This is a genomic window from Leucobacter sp. VD1, from assembly GCF_037150695.1.
In the GTDB taxonomy this organism is placed as follows: domain Bacteria; phylum Actinomycetota; class Actinomycetes; order Actinomycetales; family Microbacteriaceae; genus Leucobacter.
This window is the reverse complement of record NZ_JBBCPO010000002.1, coordinates 155,605-181,902: the sequence shown is the minus strand read 5'-3', so window position 1 is coordinate 181,902 and position 26,298 is coordinate 155,605. Positions and strand designations below refer to the sequence as shown.

General features: G+C 67.5%; 24 protein-coding genes. 20 read left to right on the top strand and 4 right to left on the bottom strand.

Translation table 11 applies throughout. The annotated features are described in order from the left end of the window. The first annotated feature begins 4 nt into the window (after positions 1-4). The 3 genes from WFL22_RS06185 to WFL22_RS06175 all read left to right on the top strand — a co-directional run bounded on the left by WFL22_RS06185 (position 5) and on the right by WFL22_RS06175 (position 3,194). Positions 5-406 (top strand): PLDc N-terminal domain-containing protein, encoded by a 402-nt coding sequence (locus WFL22_RS06185; protein ID WP_336991926.1) that lies wholly within the window; start codon positions 5-7, stop codon positions 404-406. Then, positions 403-2,205 (top strand): 2-succinyl-5-enolpyruvyl-6-hydroxy-3-cyclohexene-1-carboxylic-acid synthase, encoded by a 1,803-nt coding sequence (menD, locus tag WFL22_RS06180; protein ID WP_336991924.1) that lies wholly within the window; start codon positions 403-405, stop codon positions 2,203-2,205. Before WFL22_RS06185 ends, menD begins: the two co-directional genes overlap by 4 nt. 116 nt (positions 2,206-2,321) lie before the next feature. Beyond that, positions 2,322-3,194, top strand: coding sequence for a PPK2 family polyphosphate kinase (locus WFL22_RS06175; protein ID WP_336652952.1), 873 nt, complete (start codon positions 2,322-2,324; stop codon positions 3,192-3,194). Between the two features lie 29 nt (positions 3,195-3,223). On the opposite strand, the gene WFL22_RS06170 is transcribed toward WFL22_RS06175, so the two are convergent. Further along, complete coding sequence (locus tag WFL22_RS06170) at positions 3,224-4,552, bottom strand: isochorismate synthase (protein WP_336991923.1); 1,329 nt, start codon at positions 4,550-4,552, stop codon at positions 3,224-3,226. An 84-nt stretch (positions 4,553-4,636) separates the two neighbouring features. Between WFL22_RS06170 and WFL22_RS06165 the strand changes: the two genes are divergently transcribed. Genes WFL22_RS06165 through WFL22_RS06155 form a run of 3 tightly spaced genes read left to right on the top strand, consistent with a single transcriptional unit; the run spans position 4,637 to position 7,829 of the window. Next, a complete protein-coding gene (locus WFL22_RS06165) occupies positions 4,637-5,395 on the top strand; it encodes a class I SAM-dependent methyltransferase (protein ID WP_336652950.1) in 759 nt (252 codons plus the stop codon). A gap of 8 nt (positions 5,396-5,403) precedes the next feature. Then, a complete protein-coding gene (locus WFL22_RS06160) occupies positions 5,404-6,450 on the top strand; it encodes a polyprenyl synthetase family protein (RefSeq protein ID WP_336991921.1) in 1,047 nt (348 codons plus the stop codon). Between the two features lie 2 nt (positions 6,451-6,452). Then, positions 6,453-7,829, top strand: coding sequence for an FAD-dependent oxidoreductase (locus WFL22_RS06155; protein ID WP_336652948.1), 1,377 nt, complete (start codon positions 6,453-6,455; stop codon positions 7,827-7,829). 54 nt (positions 7,830-7,883) lie between these two features. On the opposite strand, the gene WFL22_RS06150 is transcribed toward WFL22_RS06155, so the two are convergent. After that, complete coding sequence (locus WFL22_RS06150; RefSeq protein ID WP_336991920.1) at positions 7,884-9,518, bottom strand: PucR family transcriptional regulator; 1,635 nt, start codon at positions 9,516-9,518, stop codon at positions 7,884-7,886. 84 nt (positions 9,519-9,602) lie between these two features. Between WFL22_RS06150 and lysA the strand changes: the two genes are divergently transcribed. The 4 genes from lysA (at position 9,603) to WFL22_RS06130 (ending at position 13,714) form a co-directional block, all read left to right on the top strand. Next, positions 9,603-10,931 carry a diaminopimelate decarboxylase gene (lysA, locus tag WFL22_RS06145; RefSeq protein ID WP_336991919.1) on the top strand — a complete coding sequence of 443 codons (1,329 nt, stop codon included), beginning with the start codon at positions 9,603-9,605 and terminating at the stop codon, positions 10,929-10,931. 61 nt (positions 10,932-10,992) lie between these two features. Continuing rightward, positions 10,993-11,919 carry an ABC transporter substrate-binding protein gene (locus tag WFL22_RS06140; protein WP_336652945.1) on the top strand — a complete coding sequence of 309 codons (927 nt, stop codon included), beginning with the start codon at positions 10,993-10,995 and terminating at the stop codon, positions 11,917-11,919. Beyond that, positions 11,916-12,908: an amino acid ABC transporter permease gene (locus tag WFL22_RS06135; protein ID WP_336991918.1), complete on the top strand. Its 993-nt coding sequence runs from the start codon at positions 11,916-11,918 to the stop codon at positions 12,906-12,908. The genes WFL22_RS06140 and WFL22_RS06135 overlap by 4 nt, the downstream gene beginning before the upstream one ends. A 2-nt stretch (positions 12,909-12,910) precedes the next feature. Further along, positions 12,911-13,714 (top strand): amino acid ABC transporter ATP-binding protein, encoded by an 804-nt coding sequence (locus WFL22_RS06130; protein ID WP_336991917.1) that lies wholly within the window; start codon positions 12,911-12,913, stop codon positions 13,712-13,714. A gap of 35 nt (positions 13,715-13,749) precedes the next feature. On the opposite strand, the gene WFL22_RS06125 is transcribed toward WFL22_RS06130, so the two are convergent. Further along, positions 13,750-14,661 (bottom strand): Sir2 family NAD-dependent protein deacetylase, encoded by a 912-nt coding sequence (locus WFL22_RS06125; RefSeq protein ID WP_336991916.1) that lies wholly within the window; start codon positions 14,659-14,661, stop codon positions 13,750-13,752. 58 nt (positions 14,662-14,719) lie between these two features. Further along, positions 14,720-16,105, bottom strand: coding sequence for a DUF2252 domain-containing protein (locus WFL22_RS06120; RefSeq protein WP_336991914.1), 1,386 nt, complete (start codon positions 16,103-16,105; stop codon positions 14,720-14,722). Positions 16,106-16,293: 188 nt separating this feature from the next. Here WFL22_RS06120 and pyrE point away from each other — a divergent pair, with 188 nt between their 5' ends. The 10 genes from pyrE (at position 16,294) to WFL22_RS06070 (ending at position 26,294) form a co-directional block, all read left to right on the top strand. Beyond that, entirely contained in the window at positions 16,294-16,848 is a 555-nt protein-coding gene (gene pyrE / locus WFL22_RS06115; RefSeq protein WP_336652941.1) for an orotate phosphoribosyltransferase, read from the top strand. Between the two features lie 382 nt (positions 16,849-17,230). Next, the gene (locus tag WFL22_RS06110; protein WP_336652940.1) at positions 17,231-17,728 is read left to right on the top strand and encodes a RidA family protein; all 498 of its coding nucleotides are present in this window, start codon (positions 17,231-17,233) and stop codon (positions 17,726-17,728) included. A 29-nt stretch (positions 17,729-17,757) separates the two neighbouring features. After that, positions 17,758-18,912: an ABC transporter substrate-binding protein gene (locus tag WFL22_RS06105; RefSeq protein ID WP_336991912.1), complete on the top strand. Its 1,155-nt coding sequence runs from the start codon at positions 17,758-17,760 to the stop codon at positions 18,910-18,912. Positions 18,913-18,991: 79 nt separating this feature from the next. Further along, positions 18,992-19,897, top strand: coding sequence for a branched-chain amino acid ABC transporter permease (locus WFL22_RS06100; protein ID WP_336652938.1), 906 nt, complete (start codon positions 18,992-18,994; stop codon positions 19,895-19,897). Positions 19,898-19,899: 2 nt separating this feature from the next. Beyond that, positions 19,900-21,756 (top strand): branched-chain amino acid ABC transporter ATP-binding protein/permease, encoded by a 1,857-nt coding sequence (locus WFL22_RS06095; protein ID WP_336991910.1) that lies wholly within the window; start codon positions 19,900-19,902, stop codon positions 21,754-21,756. Continuing rightward, positions 21,753-22,466 carry an ABC transporter ATP-binding protein gene (locus WFL22_RS06090; RefSeq protein WP_336652936.1) on the top strand — a complete coding sequence of 238 codons (714 nt, stop codon included), beginning with the start codon at positions 21,753-21,755 and terminating at the stop codon, positions 22,464-22,466. Before WFL22_RS06095 ends, WFL22_RS06090 begins: the two co-directional genes overlap by 4 nt. 74 nt (positions 22,467-22,540) lie before the next feature. Further along, positions 22,541-23,272, top strand: a complete 732-nt coding sequence (locus tag WFL22_RS06085) for a FadR/GntR family transcriptional regulator (protein WP_336652935.1) — start codon at positions 22,541-22,543, stop codon at positions 23,270-23,272. After that, positions 23,269-24,813 carry a gamma-glutamyltransferase family protein gene (locus tag WFL22_RS06080; protein WP_336991908.1) on the top strand — a complete coding sequence of 515 codons (1,545 nt, stop codon included), beginning with the start codon at positions 23,269-23,271 and terminating at the stop codon, positions 24,811-24,813. The genes WFL22_RS06085 and WFL22_RS06080 overlap by 4 nt, the downstream gene beginning before the upstream one ends. Before the next feature lie 54 nt (positions 24,814-24,867). Continuing rightward, complete coding sequence (locus WFL22_RS06075) at positions 24,868-25,650, top strand: sulfite exporter TauE/SafE family protein (RefSeq protein ID WP_336652933.1); 783 nt, start codon at positions 24,868-24,870, stop codon at positions 25,648-25,650. Between the two features lie 95 nt (positions 25,651-25,745). Then, a complete protein-coding gene (locus WFL22_RS06070) occupies positions 25,746-26,294 on the top strand; it encodes a cysteine hydrolase family protein (protein ID WP_336991907.1) in 549 nt (182 codons plus the stop codon). The last annotated feature ends 4 nt before the right edge of the window (positions 26,295-26,298 follow it).

Genomic DNA, 26,298 nt, shown 5'->3' with positions numbered 1-26,298 from the left:
GTGTATGGTGCGATTCGTGATTATCGGAATCGTCATTGCCGTGGCGTTCACGCTGTATGCGCTTGTCGATGCGGCGATGACTGACGGATCGCGTGCGCGGGGCGTGTCGAAGCCGGTGTGGGTGGTGTTGGTGGTGTTGCTGCCGGTGATCGGTGGTGTGCTCTGGTTCATGATCGGCAAGGGAGCGCCCCCTGCGCAGCGGCCCACGCCGCCAGACGACGATCCGCGATTCACGGGCACTCGGATGTCTTCGGCTGATCTCGATTCGCATATGCGCGATCTTGAGCAGCGGTTGCGCGATCTCGATGCCGAGACGTTTCCCGGTGAAGATGAGCGGCCTGCCTCCGAGGGTGAAGCGCGGGGCGAGGAGCAGCCCGGGCCCGACGACGACACGGCCCAGAAGTGACCGACGCGTCGCACAGCTCTAATCAGAACGGCGGCCTCGCTGCGGCCTCGGTGTTCGCGGTTGAGCTGCTCGGTGAGCTGATCCGGCGCGGTGTGAGCGATGTTGTGGTGTGCCCGGGATCGCGCTCGCAGGCCCTTGCTCTCGCTGCGGCTGCTGCCGAACAGGTCGGCGCGATCAGGCTGCATGTGCGCCTCGATGAACGCTCGGCGGCGTTTTTCGCGCTGGGCGTTGCACGTGAAACAGGGATGCCGGCCCCGGTGATCGTGACGAGCGGCACGGCGGTTGCCAATCTGGCGCCGGCGGTGCTTGAGGCTCACGAGGCACGGGTGCCGCTGCTGCTGATGACTGCGGATCGCCCCGATGAGCTGCGCGGGATGCGCAGCAATCAGACCACGCGGCAGGCGGGGTTCTTCGGCCCTGTTGCCAGGCTGTCGCTCGATGTGCCGGCTCCGAGTTTCGGTGATGACGGCGATCTCGTGCGGGGCGCTGATCGCGATCCTGGGTCGCTCGCCCGGGTCGTGCTGCAGGCCGCGCTCGGGGCGCCGGGTGCTGCGCCGGCTGGCCCGGTGCAGCTCAACATTGCCTTCCGCGAGCCGCTGTCGGGAACGCAGGGCTTCGACGGCATGATCGCCCGCGGGTTCGAGGCCGCTGCTGAGGAGCGTGCGGCGTTGCAGGTGGCGGATCCCGCCGCCGATCCCGATCCGTACCTGCACCGGGGTGACGCCCTCGCCGTGGTGATCGCGGGGGAGGGCGCGGGCCTCGAAGCCGAGGCTTTCGCGCACGCCGCGGGGCTGCCGCTGCTTGCCGAGGTGGTGAGCGGCGCCCGCTTCGGCCGCGAGGCGATTGCGGGCTACGCTGCCCTGCTCACGGCGCAGCGCGCCGATGGCCCGCCTCTCGGGGAGCTTGTGGAGCAGGCGATCGTGTTCGGTCACCCCACGCTCACCCGTGCCGTACCGGCCCTGTTGCGCCGTGACGATGTCGAGGTGGTCGTCGTCGATCCGCACCCCCGCGCCGAGCATTACGACCCGTCGCGCGCAGCCCGCGTGGTGCGATCCGCCCGCGTCGCCGCAGACCACGAGCCGCGCGCGCTGCGTCGCTGGCTCGGTGCCTGGGTGACCGCCGACAGGGAGCTACTGCGCGAGCGCAGCACCGTGCACGAACCCGACCTCGAAGCGGCGCTCGCCACGGGCTACAAGGAGCGCAACGCCTACGCCCGCACCGAGGTTGCCGTGATGCGCGAGCCGATTTCGCGCGAGCTGCTGGTGGAGAGCGTGTGGCGGGCCACCTGGCCGCATGACCGGCTGGTGCTTGCCGCTTCGCGCCTGGTGCGCGTGCTCGATGGCCTCGCCCCGGCCCGCAGGGTGGCCGTGCACGCGAATCGCGGCCTGGCCGGCATTGACGGCACGGTCGCGACGGCGCTCGGCGTCGCCGCAGCGAGCCAGGGCGACCCCGACCCGGCGAAGGCTGCGGGCACGACGCGCGTCATCATCGGCGACCTTGCGCTGCTGCACGACGCCGGTTCTCTGTTGCTGCCCGAGGGTGAGCCTGCCCCGCGCATGCAGCTGTTCGTGGGCAATGACGGCGGCGGGACGATCTTCGATGGGCTGGAAGTTGCCGGATCCGCCGATCCCGAGCTGTTCAGCAGGGTGATGCGCACGCCGCAGCAAGCCGATCTTGCGTCGCTCGCTCGGGCTTACGGCTGGGAGTATCGGCGTGTGGAGACCCGGGGTGAGATCCAGAAGTTGCTCACGGAGCCGGTGACGGGGCCGAGCCTCGTCGAGATCCCGCTCGCGCCGTAGCCCGGCGGGCTGTGCTGCGCTGTGCAGCGGTTGGTCGGTGACGCAGCGCTCGCGGTGCAGGTGCGGATCCGCGAAGCGGGCATACAGTGGAGGGCACACCGACGGAGGGGGACGGCATGGCCGACGAATTCTGGACCGATGATGTGACGCGGCTGCTGCGGGTGGGGCCCGATTTCGATTTGCGCAGGGTGGATCCCGATGCGACGCCGGGCACTGAGGCACGCAAACAAGACGGTATCGCCGAGCTGGCCCGTTCGGCGCAGGAGTTGCGCGGGCTGCAGGAGAAGCTGTTCGCGCAGAGCCGGCTCGGTGCGCGTGATCGGCTGCTCGTGGTGCTGCAAGCGATGGACGCTGCGGGCAAGGGTGGCATTGTGAATCACGTGTTCAGCCTGGTCGAGCCGTACGGGCTTGCGCTCGCCGCGTTCAAGGCACCCACTGAGGAGGAGCGCGCTCACGATTTTTTGTGGCGGATCGCGCCGCGTGTGCCGGGGCCTGGACTGATCGGCGTGTTCGACCGTTCGCACTACGAGGATGTGCTGATTCAGCGCGTGCGTGGCTTCGCGCCGCCGGAAGAGATCGAACGGCGCTACGGGGCGATCGTCGATTTCGAGCGGGGGCTTGTCGCTGACGGGGTGCGGATCGTGAAGATCATGCTGCACATTTCGCCTGAGGAGCAAGCTGCGCGCCTGCAGTCCCGCCTCGATGACCCGGAGAAGCACTGGAAGTACAACGCGGGCGACATCGACGAGCGCGAGCTCTGGCCTGAGTACATGGACGCCTTCGGCATAGCGATTGAGCGCACCGCGACCGAACAGGCGCCCTGGTACGTAGTGCCGGCGAACGCGAAGTGGTATGCGCGGGCTGCCGTGCAGCGCATTGTGATCTCCGAGCTGCAGCGGATCGACCCGCGGTGGCCGCAGGCCGACTTCGATGTCGCATCCGAGCGGGCCCGCCTTGCCCGCACCGCCGACATGCGCTGGCCCAGCTGACGCGGCGCGGCGCCGCAGGGCGGTGCCGACTACTCGGCGAAAGCTTCGGTGATGGGGCTCAGTTTCGCGACGGTCTCGGTGAGTTCGTGCTGCGGATCGGAGCCGGCGAGGATGCCGCCGCCGGCGCTCGCCACCACCGTCAGCGACCCGTCTATGGCGGGCTCTGAGAGCTGGGCGCAGCGCAGCGCGATCACCCATTCGCCGTCGCCGGCCGCGTCGATCCAGCCGACGGCCCCCGAATAGCGCCCTCTATCGAAGGGTTCGAGCTCGGCGATCGCCTCGACGGCCGCGGCAGTGGGGGTGCCCGCCACCGCGGCGGTGGGGTGCAGGGCGCCCACGAGTTCGATGGCTGAGCTGCGTTCGTCGAGGGTCGCACCGAGGTCGGTCGCGAGATGCCAGACGTTCGGCAGGCGCAGCGGGAATGCTTCCTCGCTCGTGCGCAGCTCGCGCACATGCGGTGACAGTGCCGTGACCACGCTCTGCACCGCGAAGGCGTGCTCGTGCTGCTCCTTCGCGCTGGTGAGCAGCTGCGCACGGGCGCGGGCGTCGCGCTGCGGATCGTCGTGGTGGCGCGCGCGGGTGCCTGCGAGCACGCGCGCCGACACGGCACCGCCGGTTGAGCGGATCAGAGTTTCCGGGCTGGCACCCACCAGGCCGTCGACCGCGAAGGTCCAGCAGTCGAGGTAGTGTTCGGCGAGCCGCCGCAGCGGCACCCGCAAGTCGGCGCCTGCCGGCACCCGCCCTTCGATTTGGCGGGCGAGCACGATCTTCTCGACCTCGCCGTTCGTGATGCGGTCGACGGCTTCGCGCACACCAGCGATGTAGGCGTCGATCGAGTCGCGGCCGGCGTCACGGTCGGCGCGCGAGGGGAGCACGCGCGGTGCGAAGACGGTGCCCGGCCACGGGCCGGGGGCTGCCGCGGCTGGCACCTCTGGCACCTCTGGCACCTCGGGCGTCGCGGCAGGTGTCGAGGCTTCTGAGGTGAGTGAGATCTCGGTGATCCACGCGGCGTCGCGGTGCCTGGCGATCATGAGGCGCGGCACGATGAGCACGCTTTCGGCGGCGCTGTGATCGTCGAAGGCGAAGGTGCCGAGTGCGACGAGGCCTGTACCCGGCAGGCGCACCGGATCATCGATCTCGGCCACTGCTGCGATGCGGCGCCACTGCTCTGCGGCATCGCGGAAGCGGTTGGGGCCGCGGAAGCTGAGTCGCAGCGTTTCGCCGAGGCCGACGCTGCCGCGGTCGTCGCGATGCCAGAGCATGGGCCGCTGCGGGTCTGGCAGTGAGAGCAGGTCGGGGAGCCGTTCAAGACTTCGCGTCACTGCGCGCAGCCGGGGCACCTCAGGTTCGCTCGTCACCCTCACCAATCTACCGGCTCGGCCTGGGCGATGCCGCTTCGTGGGCCTGGGAGGCTCCGAGGAATGAACGGATAGCATAGGGGGGTGACCCGACCCGACACCGAGACCAAGCATGCGGCCGATGTTTCAGCCATGTTCGACGAGGTGTCCCCTCGCTACGATCTGATCAACGATGTGCTCACCGTCGGCAACGACAGACTCTGGCGCATCGCCACGACGCGAGCGGTTGCTCCCCGCAAGGGCATGCGCATCCTCGACCTCGCCGCAGGCACCGGCACCTCCTCGGCGGCGCTCGCCGCGCACGGCGCGCACGTCACCGCCGCCGACTTCTCGGAGGGCATGCTCGCGGAGGGGCGCAAGCGCCACGCGGGCAATGACCTCATCGACTTCGTGTGGGCCGATGCCACGCAGCTGCCCTTCGAAGACGACACCTTCGACGCGGCCACCATCTCCTACGGTCTGCGCAATGTGAGCGATCCGCGCAAGGCGCTCGCTGAGATGCGGCGCGTAGTGAAGCCGGGCGGCCGTGTGGTCATCGCCGAGTTCTCGGAGCCACCGTCGGCGCTGATCCGCCGCCCCTACCAGCTCTACGGCCGCCACGTGCTGCCGCGCGTTGCCGGCCTCATCAACCGCGAAGCCGCCGAAGCCTATCGCTACCTCAACGATTCGATCGAGGCGTGGCCTGATCAAGCCGAGCTGTGCCGGTGGATGCGCGGCGCCGGGCTTGAGCGCGTCGCCTACCGCAATCTCACCTTCGGCATCGTTGCGCTGCACCGCGGCTTCGTGTCGAAGGGCGCGACCGATCACTCGACCGACACCTCAAAGGGCGGAGCCAGCCAGTGAGCCGTTCCATGGCCGAAGACACGGCGACCCAGGCGTTGCCCATGCGCCTGTTCCACGGCGGGCAGGATCGCCGCCACGCGAAGCAGTTGCAGCAGCAGCTCGAACTCATTGAGGCCGAGCTGACCGAGCACCTGCGCTTCGCGTCGCCGGTGGCTGATGCACCCGCCCGGTATCTGATGGAGGCCGGGGGGAAGCGGATCCGCCCCATGCTGACGCTGCTCACGAGTGAGCTTGGCGACGGCCCGAATGAGCAGGTGCGCCGCGCCGCGCAGGCGATCGAGATGACGCACCTCGCCTCGCTGTACCACGACGATGTGATGGACGATGCGAAGCTGCGCCGGGGCGTGCCCGCGGCGCAGACGGTGTGGTCGAACTCGGTGGCGATCCTCGCCGGCGACCTGCTCTTCGCGCGCGCCTCAACGCTGGTGTCGGGCATGGGCGAGGAGGCGATCCTGCTGCAGGCCCGCACCTTCGAGCGTCTGTGCCTGGGGCAGCTGCACGAGACCGTGGGCCCGCAGGAGGGCGAAGAGCCGATCGCGCACTACATTCAGGTGCTCGCAGACAAGACAGGCGCGCTGATCGCGACGGCCGCCCGCATGGGCGTCATGTTCGGTGGTGCCCCGGCCGAGTACGCCGACCCGGTGATGGAGTACGGCGAGCGCATCGGCGTGGCCTTCCAGCTGATCGACGACGTGATCGACCTCTCCCCGAAGAAAGAACAGACGGGCAAGCGCGCCGGCACCGATCTGCGGGCGGGCGTAGCCACGCTGCCCACGCTGCTGCTGCAGCAGCGAGCCGCCGCCGGCGATGCCGCCGATGCGGAGCTGCTGGGCCGTATCGAAGCCGGCGTCGAGGCGATCAGCGAGGGTGCCGATCCTGGGCTGCTCGATCCCGAGGTCGAAGAGTTGCGCGCGCACGAGGTGACCCGTGAAACCGAGGCCACGGCGCACCGCTGGGCTGAGGACGCGAAGGCGATGCTTGAAGTGCTGCCGAAATCGTCGGTGCGGCGCGCACTCGAGCGCATGGCGGATTCGATCGTGAACAGGGAAGGCTGAGAATGAGCAAGATGCGACTGGCGATTGTCGGAGCGGGCCCGGCGGGCATCTACGCGGCTGATCTGCTGCTGAAGGCGGAGCGCGATTTCGAGGTCGAGATCGACCTGTTCGAGCAGCTGCCGGCCCCGTACGGTCTCGTGCGCTACGGCGTCTCTCCCGACCATCCCCGCATCAAAGGCATCATCACGGCGCTGCGCGAGGTGCTCGACAGCGGCGCGATCCGCTACTTCGGCAATGTGCGCTACGGCACCGACATCACGCTCGCAGACCTCAAGCGGCACTACAACGCCGTGATCTTCGCCACGGGCGCGATCCGCGATGTCTCACTCGACATTCCCGGCATCGACGCTGCAGGCTCCTACGGCGCCGCAGACTTCGTGAGCTGGTTCGACGGGCACCCCGATGTGCCCCGCACCTGGCCGCTCGAAGCCCGCCAGGTGGGTGTGATCGGCAACGGCAACGTGGCCCTCGATATCTCGCGCATGCTGATCAAGCACGCCGATGATCTGCTGCCCACTGAGATTCCCGACAACGTCTACGCCGGGCTCAAGCAGAACCCCATCGAGGAGCTGCACCTTTTCGGCCGCCGCGGCCCGAAGTACGTGAAGTTCACGCCGCTGGAGCTGCGCGAGCTGGGCGAGGTGCGCGACGTCGACATGGTGGTGGACGAGCGCGACTTCGACCGCGACGACGCCTACGCCGACGAGACGCTTGCGAAGAACAAGCAGGTCGTGGTGATGACCCGCATCATGGACAAGTGGCGGGCCGAGCAGCGGCAGCGTGAGGCCGGCGAAATCGCACCCTCGTCGCGCCGTCTGCACCTGCACTTCTGGTCGAAGCCCGTCGAGGTGGTCGTCGAAGACGGCCGCGTGGCGGGGCTCAAGATCGAGCGCACCGCACCCGACGGTCAGGGTGGTGCGATCGGCACCGGCGAGTTCGAGATCATCCCCATGCAGTCGCTGTACCGCGCCGTCGGCTACTTCGGTTCGCCGCTCGACGAGATCCCCTTCGATGATGCGAAGGGTGTGATCCCGAACGTGCAGGGTCGCGTGCACGATCTTGAGGGCGGGCAGATCCCCGGCGTCTATGCGACGGGCTGGATCAAGCGCGGCCCGGTCGGTCTCATCGGTCACACCAAGAGCGACGCGATGGAGACCCTCGAGTGCCTGCTCGAAGATCGTGCGAGCTGGTGGCAGCCCGAGGCGCCCGAGGCCGAGACGATCCCCGAGCTGCTGCACGCGCGCGAGGTGCCCTACACCACGATCGAGGGCTGGCACCGGCTCGACGAGCACGAGCTCGGTCTCGGAGAGCAGGTGGGGCGCACCCGCATCAAGGTGGTGTCTCGCGAGGAGATGACCCGCGTTTCGCGCGGGGAGTGACGCAGCGCTCGTCGTGCCTCGCTGCGCGGCCGGCACGGCGGCCCGTTGCGATGCTCAGCTGAGGGCGGATCCGGATCCGCTGCGCAGTTGCAGCCAGGCCGCCAGCAGCGTGTCGGGGTCGTACAGGTCGACCCCGTAGTGCTCGTCGGCGCGTTTGAGGCGGTAGCGCACGGTGTTCTCGTGGATACCGAGTTCGCGGGCGGTGCGCGCCACATTGCCGAAGGCACCGCACCAGGCGATGAGCGTCTCGGCCACGAGCGGGTCGGCATCGATCAGCTGCTCGATCGCGGGTGAGCGCAGTTCGGGGGCTTCGGCGAAGAGCGCTGCGGCGCGGTCGAAGACGAGGGCGGGCCGCAACGCTTCGACGGTGAGCAGGCGTTCGTCGGGGCCCACCGGACTGCCTGCCGAGCCTGTCTGAGCCGCGGTGCTTGCTGGCGCGACGTCGAAGAGGCGCGTCGCAAGATCTCTGAGCTGTGCCACATCGCCCGGGCGGGCTGCGACCCCCGGCAGGGCGACCCGCACGCCGGGCCCGAGCAGGCGGTCGATGACCGGCAGCACGGGCTCGACGAGGTCGCGCGGCGAGCGTGAACCGGCGTGCTCGACGAGGGCGTAGACGCGGCCGCCCCGCATCGCGGTGACCGCTTCGGGCCGCTGCAGTGCGAGGTGCCGCTGCACCAGCGAGCGCAGCTGCGCCGGCAGCGGCGAGTGCTCGCGCCGTTCGGGGGAGAAAGCGAGGAGCACGGCGCCGTGCTCTTCGGAGATGCCGAGTTCTGCGAACTCGGAGCCACCGACGTCATTTCCGTCGAGCAGGGTGCGCAGGCGGTCTTCGCGGGGCTGCTGCGTGGCCCGGCGCACGCGCAGATCGTCGAGCATGTGCGAGGCGGCCAGCGCTGCGGCCGAGCGCATGCGTTCTTCTTGATCGGCAGTGAGCTGCGGCAGGCCGCTGGCATCGATGGCCCAGATGGTGCCGAGGGGCAGGGTGCCGGCGTGGATCGCGAAGGCGACGCGCGGCTCCTCATCTTCGAGCCGTGGGTACTTGATCGGCACCTCTGAACGGAGCACGGTGCGATACTGATCGTCGTTGAAGGGGGAGTCGGGCACTTTTCTGGTGAGGATGCCCTGGGTGCGGAGGCGGTCGATGAGCTGGCCGGGCACCGAAGAGTAGGCGATGATGCGACGGCCGAGGTCTTCGATCGCGACGGATCCCCCGAAGAACTCGGCCAGCTCGTTGGTGAGGGCGAACAGGGGTTCTGCGCCGCGGTCGCGGTGCGTATCTTCGCTGGAACGATGCTCGCCGAGCAGTTGCGCGAGGAGCGCGTCGAAGAGGCGCCAGCTGATCCGCTCGCCAACGCGAATGATGGGGATCCCGGCGGCGGCGGAGGCCGCTGAGATGGTGCCGGTGTCGGCGTCGCGGCACTTCAGTGCGATCGCCGCGTAGCCGAGTTGCGCGGCGGTGTTGGTGAGGGCTGTGAACTCGGGGCCGGCTGCCGGCGCGGCGGAGGGCACGAGCAGCAGCGTGTCAGGCTCATCGGGGAGGTCTTCGAGCACGTCGTGAAACTCGGTGGTGCGCACGGTGCGGGCTCCTGGCGCGGCACCGAGCAGCGTTGCCGTCTGCGGGCCGAGTTCAGCGACGAGCGCGTCGAGGCGCAGCGCCCCGACGGACATGTCTGTGGAAATCGGTGGCGTCATGCCCCAAATATATAAGAAAAGTACAAAAACTTGGCGCGTTTCGGTGCCTAAAGTGGGGGAGACAACGACGTGAACGGAGATCCAGTGACCCACGCACAGCACCTTGCCCGCACCGCCCCCGAGGGCACCAGGCTCGGCGAACTCTGGAACATCCTCCCCGAGGAATCCGCGCGCATCGAAGGCCCCCGCGGCGGAGAACTCGCCATCGGCGGTGTCGGCGTCACTGAACTCGCCGAAACCTACGGCACCCCGCTGCACATCATGGACGAGACCGGTCTGCGCCGCCAGATCCGCCGCTTCATCGACGGTCTCGCCGAGCGCTGGCCCAACTCGGAAGTGCTCTTCGCCTCGAAGTCGCTGCCGGTGCCCGGCATGTACCGGATCGCCCACGAAGAAGGCCTCTCCGTCGACGTCGCCGGCGGCGGCGAACTGCAGCTCGCGCTCGCGGCCGGCGTGCGGCCCGAGAAGCTGCACTTTCACGGCAACGCGAAAACCGACGCCGAACTGCGCATGGCCCTCGACGCCGGCGTTGGAGCGATCATCGTTGACAACGACGACGAAATTGACCGCCTCGAACGGCTGCTCGAACGGCCGCAGGCGCTGCTGCTCCGCGTGATCCCCGGCGTCGAAGCTGAAACCCACGCCTCCCAGGCCACGGGCGGTGCGAAGTCGAAGTTCGGCCTGCCCATGGACCAGGCCAAGCGCGCCATCGCCCGCATGCAGGCGCACCCCCTCATGCACTTCGAAGGCGTGCACCTGCACATCGGCTCGCAGATTCTCAACACCAGGCAGTTCGCCGAAGCGGTCGCGAACATCTCGACAGTCGGCACCTTCGGCACCTACGACGTCGGCGGCGGCCTCGGCGTGCAGTACACCTACGACGAAACGCCCCCCAGCGTTGACGAATACCTCGACGCGATCGTGGCAGCCGCCCGCGAGAACCTGCCGGCCGACGCCCGCATCATGATCGAGCCGGGCCGCTCCGTCGTCGCCCGTGCCGGCGTCACCCTGTACCGGGTGGTCACCGTAAAGCACACCGGCGAAATCTTCGTGGCAATCGACGGCGGCCTCGCAGACAACCTCGACATCGCGCTCACCGAGCAGCGCTACGAGGCCCTGCTCGCCGACCGCATCGACGAACCGTGGACCGAAACCGTGCAGCTCGTCGGTCGCCAGTGCGAATCCGGCGACCTGTTCATCGACGGCGCCCCGATGCCGCCCGCCCGCCCCGGCGACCTCGTCGTCATGCCGGGCACCGGCGCCTACAACTACACCCTTGCCAACAACTACAACGGAGCGCTCAAGCCGGCCATCGTGTTCGTGCGCGACGGCGAGGCCCGCCTCGTCACCCGCCGTGAAACCTACGACGACCTGCTGCGCCTGCACGAGCCGCTGCTCGGTGAACTCGACTAAGGCCGGGGCCGGGCGATCCGCCTCACCAACCTTGAACCTCCTCCAACGACGAAGGAACCCCATGAAGAAGACATCTCTCACCCTGCTCGCGGCTGCCGCCGCACTCACCCTGGCCGTCACCGGCTGCTCGAACGCCGCCACCTCAGGCGCCGAAGCATCGGGCAGCAGCGACAGCCTGCCCGCCGGCGACGAGATCACCACCACAACCGACGCTGCGCTCACCGAGCTGCTGCCCGATGACATCGTCAAGAAGGGGCGCATCGATGTCGCCGTCGACATCCCCTTCCCCCCGATGGCGATGTACGACGATTCGAACCGCGCCATCGGATTCGACCCCGAGCTCGGCCGCCTCATCGGCCAGAAGCTCGGCATCGACGTGTCGCTGAACAAGCAGGCCTTCGACTCGGTGATCCCGTCGCTGCAGGCGGGCAAGAACGACATCATTATGTCGGGCATGAACGACACCCCCGAGCGCCAGGAGACCCTGAGCTTCGTCGACTACACCCACGGCGGCTTCGCCATCGCCGTGAAGAAGGGCAACCCCGAGGGGATCACCACCCAGCGCGACCTCTGCGGTCTCACCGTGTCAGTGCAGAAGGCCACGGTGCAAGGCGATCTGCTGCGCGCCATGGACTGCGGCATCAACGTGATGGAACTTCCCTCCGACCTTGACGCGCAGACCGCGCTCCGCGCGGGCAAGAGCCAGGCGTACACCGCCGACGCCGTCGTTGCCGAGTACGTCGTCGCAACCACCGACGACGGGAACGCCTTCGAGATCGTGCGCGACCCCGAGAACCCCGCCGGCTTCAACCCGGTCTACAGCGGCATCGGCATCCTCAAGGGCGACACCGAGCTCATCGAGGCCGTGCGCGCAGCGTTGCAGGCGCTCATCGAGGAGGGCACCTACCAGCAGGTGCTCGACCGCAACAACATCGGTGCCTACGCCGTCGAGACGGCCGAGGTCAACCAGGGCAAGGCAGCATCATGACCTCAGCCACCCTGCCCCGCGGTGCAGCCGAGACCGACCCCGGCTTCGCCACCGACGACGACGTCGAAGCGATCCCGCTGCGACGCCCCTGGCGCTGGATCAGCGCGGTCGTCGTGCTCGCCCTCCTCGCCTGGTTCGTGAGCGTCATCGCAACGAACCCCAACCTCGATTTCGCGACCGTCGGCCTCTTCCTCTTCGACCCCCGCATCCTCGAGGGAGTCTGGCTGACGATCCTCATCACCGTCATCTCGATGGCGGTGTCGACGATCCTCGCCATCGTCATCGCGGCCATGCGGCTCTCCTCGAACCCGGTGCTGCTCAGCGTCGCCTGGTTCTACGTGTGGGCTTTCCGCGGTACGCCGGTGCTGGTGCAGATCGTGCTCTGGGGCTACCTCGGTCTGCTCTTCGACCAGATCCGCCTGGGCATCCCGCTCACCGATGTCGTCTTCGGGTCGATGGACACGAACGCCCTCGTCACCCCCTTCGTGGCCGGCTTGCTCGCGCTCACGCTCAACCAGGCCGCGTACTCATCGGAGATCGTGCGCGCCGGCATGATGTCGGTTGACGAGGGGCAGCGGGAGGCCGCGTACTCGCTCGGCATGTCGCCGCTGTACACCTTCCGCCGGGTGCTGCTGCCGCAGGCGATGCGGGTCATCATTCCGCCGATGGGCAACGAGCTCATCTCAATGCTCAAGAACACCTCGCTGCTCTCGGTGATCGCGGTGATGGAGCTCTACACTCAGGCCTCCGTGATCTCCTCGACCAACCTCAAGCAGGTCGAGCTGCTCATCGTGGTGAGCATTTGGTACCTGTTCATGACGAGCGTGCTCTCCGTGCCGCAGTACTACCTCGAGCGTCGCTTCGGGCGCGGCAGCACCCGCAACCTGCCGCCCACCCCCATCCAGCGTCTGCGCAAGGCGTTGCAGAGCCGCAAGCCGGGCCCCGCGCCCGCACCTCCCACGAACGCCGTCGAGGTGATCGGAGCATGAACATGAGCATGACCCAGACCGTTGCCGAGCCCGAGGCGCGGCACTCCGAGGCCCTCGTTCAGATTCGCCGGGTACGCAAGAGCTTCGGAGCGCACGAGGTGCTGCGAGACATCTCCCTCTCCGTGCCGGCCGGCACGGTGACGGTGCTCCTCGGCCCGTCGGGTTCGGGTAAGTCGACGCTGCTGCGCTGCGTGAACCACCTCGAAACCATCGACGGAGGGCGGATCATCGTCGATGGCGAGCTCATCGGCTACCGGCAGGCGGGCCACAAGACCCACGAGATGAGCCCGCGGCAGATCGCGAAGCAGCGGCAGGGCATCGGGATGGTGTTCCAGCGCTTCAACCTGTTCCCGCACATGACCGCGCTGGAGAACATCATGGAGGCGCCTGTCGGCGTCGCCGGTCGCCCGCGTGCGATGGCGAAGAGCCGCGCGCTGGAACTGCTCGATCGGGTCGGCCTCGCAGATTTCGCGGGTCACTATCCCGCGCAGCTTTCCGGTGGTCAGCAGCAGCGGATCGCGATTGCTCGTGCGCTCGCCATGGAACCGAAGCTGATGCTCTTCGACGAGCCCACCTCGGCACTCGACCCCGAACTCGTCGGTGATGTGCTCGATGTGATGCGTGAGTTGGCGCGGGAGGGCATGACGATGATCGTGGTCACGCACGAGATCGGCTTCGCTCGTGGCGTGGCGGATCAGGTTGTCTTCATGGACGGCGGTGTCGTCGTCGAGGCGGGCCCGCCGCAGGAGGTGCTTGACAATCCGCAGCGGCAGCGCACGCGCAACTTCCTGGAGAGCGTGCAGTAGTCGCGGATGACCCGCGCGGTGTGAGGCCGCGCGGGTCAGCGGCCGTCGCCGCGCGGTGAGCTTGGTAGACCGGCTGCGGGGTGCGGATCCGCCGCGCCGAGTGCCGCGGCGAGGGCGGTGAGTGTTTCGCTCGTGCCTCCCTCGATCCGCACCCGCACAGCATCTCGATCATCAATCGAGGTGGGGCCGCGATTGATCACCGCAACGGGGATGCCGCGCCGTTCGGCGCGATGCACCAGCCGCAGGCCCGTGTTCACGGCGAGCGACGTGCCCACGAGCATCAGGGCTTCGGCTTCGGCCAGCAGCGCCTCGGCTGAGGCGAACACCTCAGGCGGCACGGTCTCGCCGAAATAGACCACGTCGGGGCGCAGCAGCCCGCCGCAGGGTGCCCCGCGCCCCGGGCACGACGGAACGACCACCCCATCAGCGCCCGAGACCCGCGCGTCACCGTCCGGGGCCAGCTCGGCAGCCCCTTGGCTGTCGACGAAACCGGGGTTGAGTTCGTCGAACCAGCCCAGCACCTCTTCGCGACTCCACCGGCTGCCGCACCGCAGGCAGCGAATCACACTGCCGTTGCCGTGCAGCTCGACAACGGTGCGAGAGCCGGCGCGGCGGTGCAGACCGTCGACGTTCTGCGTGATGACCCCGCCGATGCGGCCCGCCGCCTCCAATCTCGCGAGGGCGAAGTGGCCGGCATTGGGCGCGACACCGCGCGACCGCAGGGAGCCGATTCGCGCGCCCGCCCAGAACCGCCGCCGGTAGGCCTCATCGTTCATGAACTGCGCAATGCTCATCGGCGTGCGCGGCGGCGTACCAGCACCGCGGTAGTCGGGAATGCCCGAATCCGTGCTGATGCCCGCGCCAGTGAGCACGGCCACGGGGCCGGGTTCGAACAGTGCGGTCAGCGCCGCGATGTTCTGCGACGCATCGGCCTGCGGTGATGTCATCATTCCCCCTCCTCTCCGAACCTAGGGCATCAGGCTGGGTCTGCGGCTCGCCCGCGGCTCACTCCTCAGCGCGTGCGATGAAGGCTGTGTAGTCGGCCAGCGAACGATCGGCGTAGGCGAGACCCCACTGGTGCAGCGCTTCACCGACCTTGGAACCGTCACCGAGATACCCGCTCACTTCCGCCGCGCGCGGTGACTGCGCGTGCGCTCTCGCGAGGGTCACAGCGCAGGCACGCGAGTAGGTGACGAAGGGCTCATCTTCGACCTCCTCGATCTCGATACCGCCCTTCATGTCGTGGAACTGGCGAACGTAGAGATCCACCTCACCGAACTCCTCGCTCGCGTGGCGCAGCGAGCCGAGGAACGGATCGCTCAGGGCCTGCAGAATCCGCTGCATCGCAACGACCCGCCCGCCCTCGCCCTGCTCTGCGGTGAGTTCGGCGAGTTCGGCGGGCTGCGCAATGCCGCCGTACTCTGCGAGCACGCTCTGCCCGGCCTGCTTCGACTGCAGAATGAGGGTGTTGCCGTCGCCGTCTTGGAAGAGCGAGAGCGCGCAGCGCGTGCCCACGCTGCCCACACCCACAACACGCCGGATCGCATCGACCGCGGTGTAGTGGCGAAGCTGCAGTCGGATGTCTGCGCTGGCGCTGTGAAGGTAGCGTTCGAGGTATTCCGCCTGGAGTGCCTGGCGCGCGGGTTCGAGGGCGCGCATCGTTGGCGGCTGCTCGATGAAACGCAGCCTGCCGTGCTCGTCGGCTTTGGTGAGCTTGCGTGAGGCGCGCTCGCCCGTGCGCTTCTTCGCCTGCGCGATGGCGCGGTCGAGCACCCGCCGGGACTCTGGATGCATCTCACCGGTGCCTGCCGAGGCTTCGAAGTGCGCGTAGTAGCGCCGCAGCGGCGAGGCCTTCGCGGCGGTGCGCATCGCCAGCGCATACGAACGAGTTGCGGTGACCGCGGCGTCTCTCACGACCTCCGCCGCGCGACCGCTGCTCGCACCGGCGATGACGATGCTCGCGATGAGCCGTTTGAGATCCCACTCCCACGGCGCCCACGCGGCCTCGTCGAAGTCGTTGAGATCGAAGACGAGCGTGCGCTGCGGAGAAGCGTAGAAACCGAAGTTCGCCACGTGGGCGTCGCCGCACGACGGCACGAGAATGCCGGTGTGCGGTTCGTCTGCGAGGTCGGCGGCCATGATCGCCGCGGTGCCGCGGTAGAACGCGAACGGGCTTGCGCTCATGCGTTCGGTGCGCAGGGGGATGAGTTCGGGGAGTCGGGTGGCATTCTGCGCGTCGATAATCGCGAGCGGATCGCGCGGTGCACTGCCGAGCGTTGCGAGCGAGCGCCGCGGGAGGCTGCGGCGCTGCTGCTTGCCGTGCGCTCGGCGCTCGGCTGAGGAGGCTGGCAGTGCTGCTGGGGTTGGCAGTGCTGCGGGGGAGTCGTGCATGGCTCGCCGGCTTTCGTGTCGGGGTGGAGAACTCCCACTCGGCGCGGCAAGTGCGGCGCCGGGGTGCTGGCCCGGCCCGGTCGTCGGCGACGGGGTGGTGATCTGCGGGGTGATGCGAGACGATCCTACGCGCCGCAGCGCGTCTCCCGTCGCCAGAAACGGGGCGGGGGGCGCGTAGAATCGAGGCTATGACGACTGCGCGCGAACAGCTCATCGACCTCATTACGAACGAGGCCGTGTTTCACGGCGACTTCACGCTCACGAGCGGCAAGAAGGCCACCTATTACATCGATCTGCGCAAGCTGAGCCTCGACCATCGTGCGGCTCCGCTCATCGGCCAGGTGATGCTCGACCTCATCGACGACATCGACGGCGTGGTGGCGGTGGGCGGCCTCACGATGGGTGCCGACCCGATCGCCTCCGCGATCATGCACCAGGGCGTTGCGCGCGGCAAGGTGTACGACTCCTTCGTGGTGCGCAAGGAGCCGAAGGATCACGGTCGTGGCCGCCAGGTTGAGGGGCCTGACCTCGCGGGCAAGCGGGTCGTGGTGGTTGAAGATACCTCCACCACGGGTGGCTCGCCGCTGAAAGCCATCGAGGCGCTGCAGAAGGTGGGTGCCGAGATCGCTGCGGTGGCAGTGGTGGTGGATCGCCAGGCGCCTGCCAAGGAGCGTATCGAGGCGGCAGGTTACGAGTACCGCTACGCGATCGGCCTCGATGATCTGGGGCTGTTGCCGCAGTAGTCGACCGTTTGACTGCCTCAGAGGGGCTCCGCGATGCCATCGCGGAGCCCCTCTTCTGCGTGCAGGGGCGGGTGGTGCTTGCGCGCCTGCCTCCTGCATCCTGCCTTTTGCCACCGTTCGACCCTCGCCGAGAGGCGAATTTCTCGGCATTTTTGCCCCCGCCACCCGCAAAATCCGCCACTCGGCGGGTCTTCAGGGCACCAAGCTCGGGATCATTCTGGCGGGGTGGTGTGTGACGACTTGATCACGGTCTAGAAAAATCTTGCCGTGGGTCTTCCCCTTTCTGCGCGTCTCAGATAACGTCATGGACAGTCGGTCATTCGGTCAGACCAATAGTCCTGATTGTCCCGACGCCTCAATGACGAGAAGAAGGAGAAATATAGTGTCTGTCTCATACGAAGCGCGCGTGGCGGAGCTCGGCCTGGAGATCCCCGACTACAGCAACGGCGGATACCACGGCACCTACTACGGCACGATGAAGGCGTTCCACAAGACGGGGAACCTGCTGTTCCTCTCGGGTCACGTCGCCGACATCGTGGGCCACAATGGCCAGCCGACCCACGCAGGCAAGCTCGGTGCCGAGGTCACCGTCGAGCAGGGCTACGCCGAAGCCCGCCAGACCGCGCTGAACTGCCTCGGCACGATGCGTCTCGCGCTCGGCTCGCTCGATCGCGTGAAGTGCCTCGTCAACTCGCTGAACTTCGTCGTCGCTGCACCTGACTTCGTCGACGTGAACCTGGTGTCGTGCGGCGCCACGGATCTCTTCCGCGATGTGTTCGGCGAGGAGAACGGCCTCGGCGGCCGGGCAACGATCGGCGTCACGTCGCTCGCTGCGAACCACTGCTTCGAAAACTGGATGACGATCGAGACGGTCGACTGACCTCCGAACCGACGGGTGTGATGAGAATGTTGAGCAAGAGAACAGCCAAGCTGGCGGTCGTGACGGGCGTGGCCCTCCTCGCGTTGAGCGCGTGCTCTTCGGGCGGATCGGGCGGCAACGGCGACGGGGGAGGCGCCGAAGGCGCGATCCCGCTCGGATACACGGCCACCCTCTCGGGCGACTTCGCGAGCTACGGTCTCGAAATGCGCGAGGGCATCGACCTCGCCATCGAGGAGATCAACGCCGACGGCGGCGTGCTGGACCGTGACCTGACCCTTGAAGGAGTCGACGACGAAGGCAAGCCCGCCAACGGCCCCGTGATCGCGCAGGAGTTCTGCGACAACGCCGAGATTCCTGTTGTTCTCGGGTTCAGCTTCTCGAGCGTCGCACTGTCGGGCCTGCCCATCTACACGCAGTGCGGCCTGCCGATCATCGCATCGGCAGTGACCTCACCCGAGCTGAGCGGCGCGAGCGACATCTTCTTCCGCACCGTGTTCACCGACGCCTACCAGGGCGCCGAAGCGGCGAAGTTCATTTCCGAGAACCGGGGCGTGAAGAAGGTCGCCGTGCTGTACCAGCAGGACGACTACGGCAAGGGCGTCGCCGACGCCTTCACCGAGGGCATCGAGAAGGCAGGCGGCACCGTCACCAGCTCGCAGGCCTACCAGCTGGGCACGGTGAACTTCGCGAGCACCGTCGATACGGCGCTCAAGGACGACCCGGACGCGGTCTTCATCGGCGGCTTCTACACCGAGGCCGGCAAGATCGTGAACCAGGTGCGCGATGCGGGATCCGATGTGCCGATCTTCGCCTCGGACGGGGCTGCGAGCCCGCTCTTCATCGAGCTGGCCGGTGCCAACGCCGAGGGCGTCGAGGTGTACTCGGCCTTCTCCGCAAGTGATGACAGCCCAGAGGCCGCCGCATTCGTGGAAGCCTTCACGAAGAAGTACGACAAGGAGCCGAGCTCCTGGGCGGCGCTCGCCTACGACGCCACGTACATCGCGGCGCAGGCGATGGAGACGGCGGGATCGACCGATCGTGCCGCTGTGACCAAGGCAATCGCGGCGACGAAGGGGTTCCCCGGCGTCTCCGGCGAGATCAGCTTCGATGATCAGGGGAACCGTGTGGGCAACCTCACCTTCCAGCGCATCGAAGACGGCGCCTTCGTGGTCATCAAGGAGTAGCAACCGCCCGGTGGGCGCCGGCCTCGGCGCCCACCGGGATTCTCATCCGGTTCCCCCAGCAGGCTACGGAGATTAGGTAATGCAGGAAATCATCAACGGTCTCGCCGTCGGCGGCATCTACGGGCTGCTCGCCGTCGCATTCAGCGTCGTCTACGGCGTCCTCGGCATGGTGAACTTCGCCTTCGGAGAGATCTTCATGTTCGGCGCAGTCGGCGCCCTCGTCGCCGGCCAGACCAACATCCTCATCGCGGACGCGAGCATCGACGGCCCGGCTCTGCCGGCGTGGGCCGCAATCATGTTCGGGCTCATTGTCGGTTCGCTCATCGGCTGGCTCATCGAGAGGATCGCGTACCGGCCGCTGCGCAACGCCCCGATCCTCTCCATGCTCATCACCGCCATCGCGGTGTCGATGCTGCTGCGCGCCGTGGCGACGTTCCTCTTCGGTGCCGCGCAGCTGCCGGTGCCCCGCCCTGAACTGGGTGAGGCCCTCAACATTTTCGGTGCCCGAGTGCAGCGCATCGATGTCATCGTGCTCGCGGTGGCTGTGGCGGTGACCCTTGCCTTCTGGGCGGTGATCCGCTTCACGCCCATCGGCCGCGCGATCCGCGCAACTGCCGAAAACAAAGATGCCGCGAGGCTCATGGGTATCGGCGTCGACAGAGTCATCTCGACGACATTCGTGCTCGGTTCGGCCCTCGCAGCGGTCGCAGGTCTGCTGTACTCGCAGCGCTACGGCTTTGCCGCCGCCACCATGGGCTTCCTTCCCGGCCTGAAAGCGCTGGTCGCCGCCGTGCTCGGCGGTATCGGCAGCATCCCCGGCGCCTTCGTCGGAGGCCTCGTGCTGGGCGTGAGCGAGGAGCTCGCCGCGTCCTACGTTCCGCAGGGATCCGCGTACCGCGACGTTATCGCGTTCGGGATCCTGGTCATCATCCTGTGGCTCCGCCCGCAGGGGCTGCTCGGCCGCCGAGAGGTACAGAAGGTCTAACGATGTCCAACACGTACACCGCCCCCATCGTCATCCTCAGGCAGGATCACGGCCTCAAGCGCTGGATCTGGCCCTCGATCTTCCTGATCATCGGCCTGCTCGCACCCCTGGTGCTGCCCGGTGACAAATGGATTCGCGTGGCAGCCCTCGCGCTCATTTACGTGGCGCTCGCTTCCGGTCTGAACATTCTCGTCGGGATCACCGGCCTGCTCGACCTCGGATTCATCGCCTTCTTCATCGTCGGCGCTTACACGACGGCCATATTCTGCACGAGAACCTTCGGCATCAACCTGGCGGAGAATCCGGCCGCACTCGGGTGGGTGCTGCCGCTCAGTATCGTGGCGGCAATCGTGCTCGCGGGCATAGCGGGGTCGATCATCGGGTATCCGACGCTGCGTGCCCGCGGCGACTACCTGGCCATCATGACGCTCGCGTTCGGCGAGATCGTGCGCATCGTCTCCATCAACTGGACCGACTTCACAGGCGGTGCGGTGGGTATCCGCAACATTCCCGCGCTCACCTTCACTGGCGAGATCGTGCCACCGTTGACCACCTACTACATCGTCTTTCTCGTCGTGGTCATTCTCGTGGTGGCGCTCGCCTCGCTCATCGCCTCACCGGTGGGGCGCGCCTGGGTTGCCATCCGTGAAGACGAACTCGTCGCCTCATCGATGGGGATCCGCACCCGACGGTACAAGCTGCTGGCCTACGTGGTCGGAGCTTCGACTGCGGGTGTGATCGGCGTGTTCTTCGCCCACATGAACCAGTTCGTGAACCCCGACAGTTTCACGCTCGAAGACAACTTCATCGTGTTGAGTCTGGTGATTCTTGGCGGTGCCGGCACCCTCTGGGGCCCCATCACCGGTGCGGTGCTGTGGATCTTCTTCCAGGCGATCGCGAAAGATATCCCGCTCATTCAGGCCCACCCCGAGTTCCGCACCGGGTTCCTCGCGCTTATCGTCGTGGTGCTCATGATCCTGCGACCCGGTGGCATCATCTCGAAACGGCTTGAGCTCACCCGCGCACGCGGCGGGAAGGAGGCACCGGAGGGTGCACTCATCGCGAACGAGCGCGACACCCCCGTGGTTGCGGGGGAGCCCGTGCTGAAGGCCGAGAACGTGAAGCAGGTGTTCGGCGGGCTGGTCGCGCTCGAAGCGGTAACCTTCGAACTCAGGCACGGCGAGGTGCTCGGTCTCATGGGGCCGAACGGTGCCGGCAAATCGACACTGCTCAACGCCATCTCCGGGGTCACCCGGGCGACCTCGGGCACGATCGAACTGCACGGCGAGCAAACGCAGAATCTCGAATCGAGCGCCGTGTCGATGCGCGGCATTGCGAGAACCTTCCAGACCGTGCGCCTCTTCTGGGATATGACGGTGCTCGAGAATCTGCTCGTTGGCGGCCATTCGCGCCTCGCCGGCTTCGCGCCGAAGTTTCTGTCACCTTTCCCATTCGTGCGCGCCCCCGAGCGGGCCACCGTCGAAGAGGCCGAGGAGGTGCTGGCCTTCATGGACGTGTGGGACAGCCGCGACAAGCGGGCCTCCTCGCTCGATGCCTACCAACAGCGCCGGGTCGAGATCGCGCGAGCCCTCATGACCCGCCCCAATGTGCTGTTGCTCGACGAACCGGCTGCGGGCCTGAATGAGAGCGAGACCCGGGATCTCGCCCGACTGATGAAGCGGATCAGGGAGCGCGGCATCGATGTGATTCTCATCGAACACGACATGGATCTGCTCATGGGAGTTTCCGACAGGATCATCGTGCTCGATCACGGCGTGATCATCGCGGATGGCACTCCTGCTGAGATCCGCGTCAATCCTGAAGTGCTCGAGGCCTACCTGGGGAGTGATGCGAAGTGAGAGTGCTCGAAGTCGAAGGCCTGAACGTGCGGTACGGCGTGGTCAGGGCGGTCACCGATGTCGATATGCACGTCGATGAGGGTGAGCTTGTTGTCGTGGTCGGTGCGAACGGGGCGGGTAAGAGCAGCCTGTTGCGTTCGGTTGCCGGACTCAATAAGAGCAGGGGGCGGATCGCGTTTCTCGAGAAGGAGATATCGTCTCGCCGCGCCGAGCAGCGGGTGCGGGCCGGATTGTCACTCGTGCCTGAGGGGAGGCACATTTTCGGACGGATGTCGGTGTTCGAGAATCTGCAGATCGCCCACTGGGGTGCCTCCACAGATTTCTCGGAGGAGATCGCGACCGTGTTCTCGCTCTTCCCACGGCTCCAAGAGCGTCGGCAGCAGACCGCTGCGACCCTCTCGGGAGGCGAGCAGCAGATGCTTGCGCTCTCTCGTGCGCTCATCAGGCGCCCGAAATTGCTTATGCTGGATGAGCCATCTATGGGTCTCGCCCCAAAAGTGGTCGCGCAGATGTTCGAGGTGATCGAAGAGATCAACCGTTCGGGCACCAGCGTGCTGCTGATCGAGCAGAACGCCAGGATGGCGCTCTCGATCGCGGATAGGGGGTACCTCATGGAGACGGGGAAGATCTCGGGAGGTGGCGAGGCGGCGGCGATGCTCGAGGACGAGCGGTTGCACGAGGCCTACTTCGGCAAGAGCGCGGATACGTGACGGCGCCCGGAGCGGACGAGTGCGAACTGGCGTCCCCGCGGTGAGGCTATCGAAGTGAGAAATGGAAGTGCGCAATGGATTGGGACTCGATCAACAGAGGGACGACCCTCTCGGTGCCCGACAGGCTTTCGGTCGATCTTGAACGGCTGATTCTCGAGGGCGACCTCGCCCCGGGCGAGAAGCTTCCGGCTGAGCGCGAGCTGGCCCAGCACCTCGGCGTTTCCCGAGTCTCGATCAGGGAGGCGCTGCGGGAGCTTGAGAACCGCGGCCTCATCGACCGCAAGCCTGGGCGCGGCACGATCGTGCTGAGCCCGGGCGAGCGGTCGGGGATCGCCGACCGCATCTCGAGTGCGGTGTCGGCGGTGCACCCCGAGATCCGCGACATCATGGAGTTGCGCGCCATTGTCGAGCCGCCGATCGCGGGGATCACGGCGACGCGCGCCACCCCCCGCGATATCGCTCAGCTGCGCGAGCTGGTGGAGGCGATGGAGGCCGGCGTCACCAAGGAGCGCTACGCGGAGCTGGATCGCGCCTTCCACCAGGCCATCGCGCAGTACGCCCACAATCCGCTGCTCGAACTCATCAACGAGCAGATCGCTCAACAGATCGCCCCGAGCCGCTCCAGCCGCTATCAAACCAAAGAGCGCCGCGAGGCGTCGAGTGCGGCGCACCGCCGGATCTTCGAAGCGATCGCCGCCGGAGACCCGACGGCGGCCGAGGCCGAGGCCCGAGCCCATGTGCTCGACATCAGCAAGCAGATCGCCCTCGCCGCGACGGGCGCGAACGACGAAGGAGCACAGGGATGACGCACTCTGACGCACACCCCCGCGGAGCCATTTCGACTTCGCACCACCTCGCCACGGAGGCGGGTGCTGCCGCACTCGAAGCAGGCGGCAATGCGATCGATGCGGCGCTCGCCGCCGCCGCCGCCCTCTGCGTGGTGTACCCGAACAATGTGGCGCTGGGCGGCGACTTGGTCGCCCTGGTGCGCTCGCCGCAGGGTGAGGTGCGCTTTCTCAACGCGACGGGCACGGCCCCGGCCGCGCAGTCGCTCGACGCCCTCCGCGAGACGTACGGCGAACTGCTGCCGCTGCGCGGCATCGACACGGTGACCGTACCTGGCGGGGTGCGCGGCTGGGGTGAGCTGCACAACTTCGGGGCGACCCGCAGCTGGGAGCAGCACCTGGAGGCCGCGATCCGCTACGCCGCCGATGGTGTGCCGACGGCGAAGTCGGTTGCGGCGGCGATCGTCGACGAGCGCGAGGTGCTCGAACTCGATCCAGGTTGCCGCCACGCGTTCATCCCAGACGGGCTGCCGCTCGTGCAGGGGCAGCCGTTCGTGCAGCCCGCGCTCGCCGATTCGCTGCGTCGCCTTGCCGCGGGCGGGCCCGATGAGTTCTACACGGGTGAGCTCGCGCAGCGCTGGGTCTCCGGCTTGCGGGCGCTGGGATCGAAGATCGCGCCCGAGGACGCCGCCGCCTACACCGCGTTCTGGGATGAACCACTTGAAGGTTCCTACGGCGGTCACCGCGTCATCACGGGCCCGCCGAACACGTCGGGCTTCATCCTGCTGCGTGCCCTCGAAGCCATCGTGGCCGGCATCGACGACCCGCTCGGTGCGGGTGCCGGTGCCCTCGCAAACGCGTTCCGGGGCGGCAACGCGGTGCGTGCGGCGTACCTCGCCGATCCGGCATCCGGCGGCCCCACCGGCCCTGAACTCATCGCGATGCCGCGCCCCGAGCACGCGCCCCCGCGCGAGGCGAAGCCGAGCGGTGACACCGTCGGCCTGAGCGCCGTGAGCGCAGACGGTTGGGCGATTTCGCTCATCAACTCGGTGTATTTCGGGTTCGGCGCCGCGGTGCTCGACCCCGAGACGGGCATTCTGTTCCAGAACCGGGGCACGTCGTTCTCGCTCGATCCGGCCTCGCCCAATGCGTTCGCCCCGGGTCGTCGCCCACGGCACACGCTCATGCCTGTGCTGATTCTTCGCGGTGATGAGCTCGCGTGGGTGCCGGCGACGATGGGCGGATCGGCGCAGCCGCAGATCCACACTCAACTGCTGCTGCGCTCTCTCGCCGGGGCGTCACCGCACGAGGCGACGCACGCCCCACGGTGGATTGTCGACGAGCCCGGCGCTGACGGCGTGGTGCGGGTGACGATCGAGGAGGACGTGCCGGCGGAGGTTCGGGATGCGATCACCGAGGCGGGCTTCCCGCTCAAGGTGGTGCCAAGGTACTCGGAAGATCTGGGACACTCGAATCTGATCCGTGTCAGCGCTGAGGGGTACGACGCTGCGAGCGATCCGCGCTCCGATGGCTCTGCGATTGTGGTGCCTGCCTCTGGCTGAAGCGATCCGCAATCCTGATCCGCAGCTCGACAACCTCTCTCAGAAACGACCTCTATGACTCAGTCTCCTCGCCCCAGCATCATCGTTCTCGCTCTCCTAGGGGCGCTCACCGGCCTTCTCTCCGGCCTCTTCGGCATCGGGGGCGGCGTGGTGCTCGTTCCGATGCTGGTGATGATCCTGGGCTTCCAGCAGCGGCTTGCGGCGGGCACCTCGGTTGCTGCGATCCTGCCCGCGGCGATTGTCGGCGGTATCGGCTACGCGCTGCAGGGCAATGTCGACTGGCTTGCCGCTGTGCTGCTCGCGGCGGGTGTGGTTGTCGGGGCGCAGATCGGCAGCTACCTGCTGTCGCGGATCCCCACGGGGTTCCTGCGCTGGATGTTCATGGCGTTCCTGTTGGGTGTGGTGATCAGCCTGTGGTTCGTTGTGCCGCAGCGCGACGCTGTGATCGACATCACCGTGCTGACGGGGGCGCTGCTCGTGGTGACGGGCCTTGTGACCGGTGTGCTCTCCGGTCTGCTGGGTGTCGGCGGCGGCGTTGTTGTGGTGCCCGTGCTCATGTTCTTCTTCGGGGCGAGCGACCTGATCGCGAAGGGCACCTCGCTCATCATGCTCATCCCGGGCTCGATCTCGGGCACCCTCGGCAACGCGCGCCGGCGCAACGTGGACATCAGGTCTGCGGCTGTGCTGGGCATTGCTGCGAGCCTGCTATCGCCGCTCGGCTCGGTGATCGCCACGCATATCCCGCCGCTCTGGTCGAATGTGGCGTTCTCGCTGCTGCTGGCCTTCATCCTCGGGCAGATGCTCGTCAAGACGCTGCGCCAGGGTAAGAAGAAATAGGTCTGCAGGGAGGCTACCGGGCGCGAATGAAGGCTGTTGGCCGGAGTCGGTGAGCGAGTAGGCTGGTGCCCCGCTTGTCGTCCGAAGGAGTAGCCGTGGCACGTGTGCTGCTGATCATCGACATCCAGAATGACTACTTCGCGGGAGGGGCCTACCCGCTCGTCGGATCGGACGCCGCCGCAGAGGCGGCCGCGCGAGCGATCGCGGCATTCCGCGAGGCCGGCGATGCGGTGCTGCACGTGCAGCACGTCTGGGATGCCCCCGACGCCGTGTTCATGCGGCCAGGCACGGAGGGGGTCGAGATTCACGAGGCGGTGCGGCCGCTCGACGGGGAGCCGGTGCTGCAGAAGGCCGAGCCCAACGCGTTCCTTGGCACTGATCTCGCTGAGCGCCTCGCGCAGCTCACACCCGACGAGCTGGTCGTCGCGGGCATGATGACGAGCATGTGCGTCGATTCGACGGTGCGCGCCGCCGCCGAGCGCGGCTTCGCCGTGCGGGTGTTGTACGACGCCTGCGCCGCGCCCGATCTTGAGTTCGGCGGCCAGCGCGTCCCCGGTGCCGCGGTGCACACGGCTTTCATCGCGGCACTTGCTGACGGCTTCGCGGCCGTGAGCTCGGTCGACGTTTACCTTGCGGGCGTGTAGCGGC

Coding starts and splice junctions, on each gene's coding strand:
- WFL22_RS06150 (WP_336991920.1), bottom strand. CDS start 9,518: ATGACGCCACCGATTTCCACAGACATGTCCGTCGGGGCGCTGCGCCTC.
- WFL22_RS06100 (WP_336652938.1), top strand. CDS start 18,992: ATGCAGGAAATCATCAACGGTCTCGCCGTCGGCGGCATCTACGGGCTG.
- WFL22_RS06175 (WP_336652952.1), top strand. CDS start 2,322: ATGGCCGACGAATTCTGGACCGATGATGTGACGCGGCTGCTGCGGGTG.
- WFL22_RS06095 (WP_336991910.1), top strand. CDS start 19,900: ATGTCCAACACGTACACCGCCCCCATCGTCATCCTCAGGCAGGATCAC.
- WFL22_RS06080 (WP_336991908.1), top strand. CDS start 23,269: ATGACGCACTCTGACGCACACCCCCGCGGAGCCATTTCGACTTCGCAC.
- WFL22_RS06120 (WP_336991914.1), bottom strand. CDS start 16,105: ATGCACGACTCCCCCGCAGCACTGCCAACCCCAGCAGCACTGCCAGCC.
- WFL22_RS06130 (WP_336991917.1), top strand. CDS start 12,911: ATGAGCATGACCCAGACCGTTGCCGAGCCCGAGGCGCGGCACTCCGAG.
- WFL22_RS06085 (WP_336652935.1), top strand. CDS start 22,541: ATGGATTGGGACTCGATCAACAGAGGGACGACCCTCTCGGTGCCCGAC.
- WFL22_RS06140 (WP_336652945.1), top strand. CDS start 10,993: ATGAAGAAGACATCTCTCACCCTGCTCGCGGCTGCCGCCGCACTCACC.
- WFL22_RS06125 (WP_336991916.1), bottom strand. CDS start 14,661: ATGACATCACCGCAGGCCGATGCGTCGCAGAACATCGCGGCGCTGACC.
- WFL22_RS06160 (WP_336991921.1), top strand. CDS start 5,404: ATGGCCGAAGACACGGCGACCCAGGCGTTGCCCATGCGCCTGTTCCAC.
- pyrE (WP_336652941.1), top strand. CDS start 16,294: ATGACGACTGCGCGCGAACAGCTCATCGACCTCATTACGAACGAGGCC.
- WFL22_RS06135 (WP_336991918.1), top strand. CDS start 11,916: ATGACCTCAGCCACCCTGCCCCGCGGTGCAGCCGAGACCGACCCCGGC.
- WFL22_RS06155 (WP_336652948.1), top strand. CDS start 6,453: ATGAGCAAGATGCGACTGGCGATTGTCGGAGCGGGCCCGGCGGGCATC.
- WFL22_RS06185 (WP_336991926.1), top strand. CDS start 5: ATGGTGCGATTCGTGATTATCGGAATCGTCATTGCCGTGGCGTTCACG.
- WFL22_RS06075 (WP_336652933.1), top strand. CDS start 24,868: ATGACTCAGTCTCCTCGCCCCAGCATCATCGTTCTCGCTCTCCTAGGG.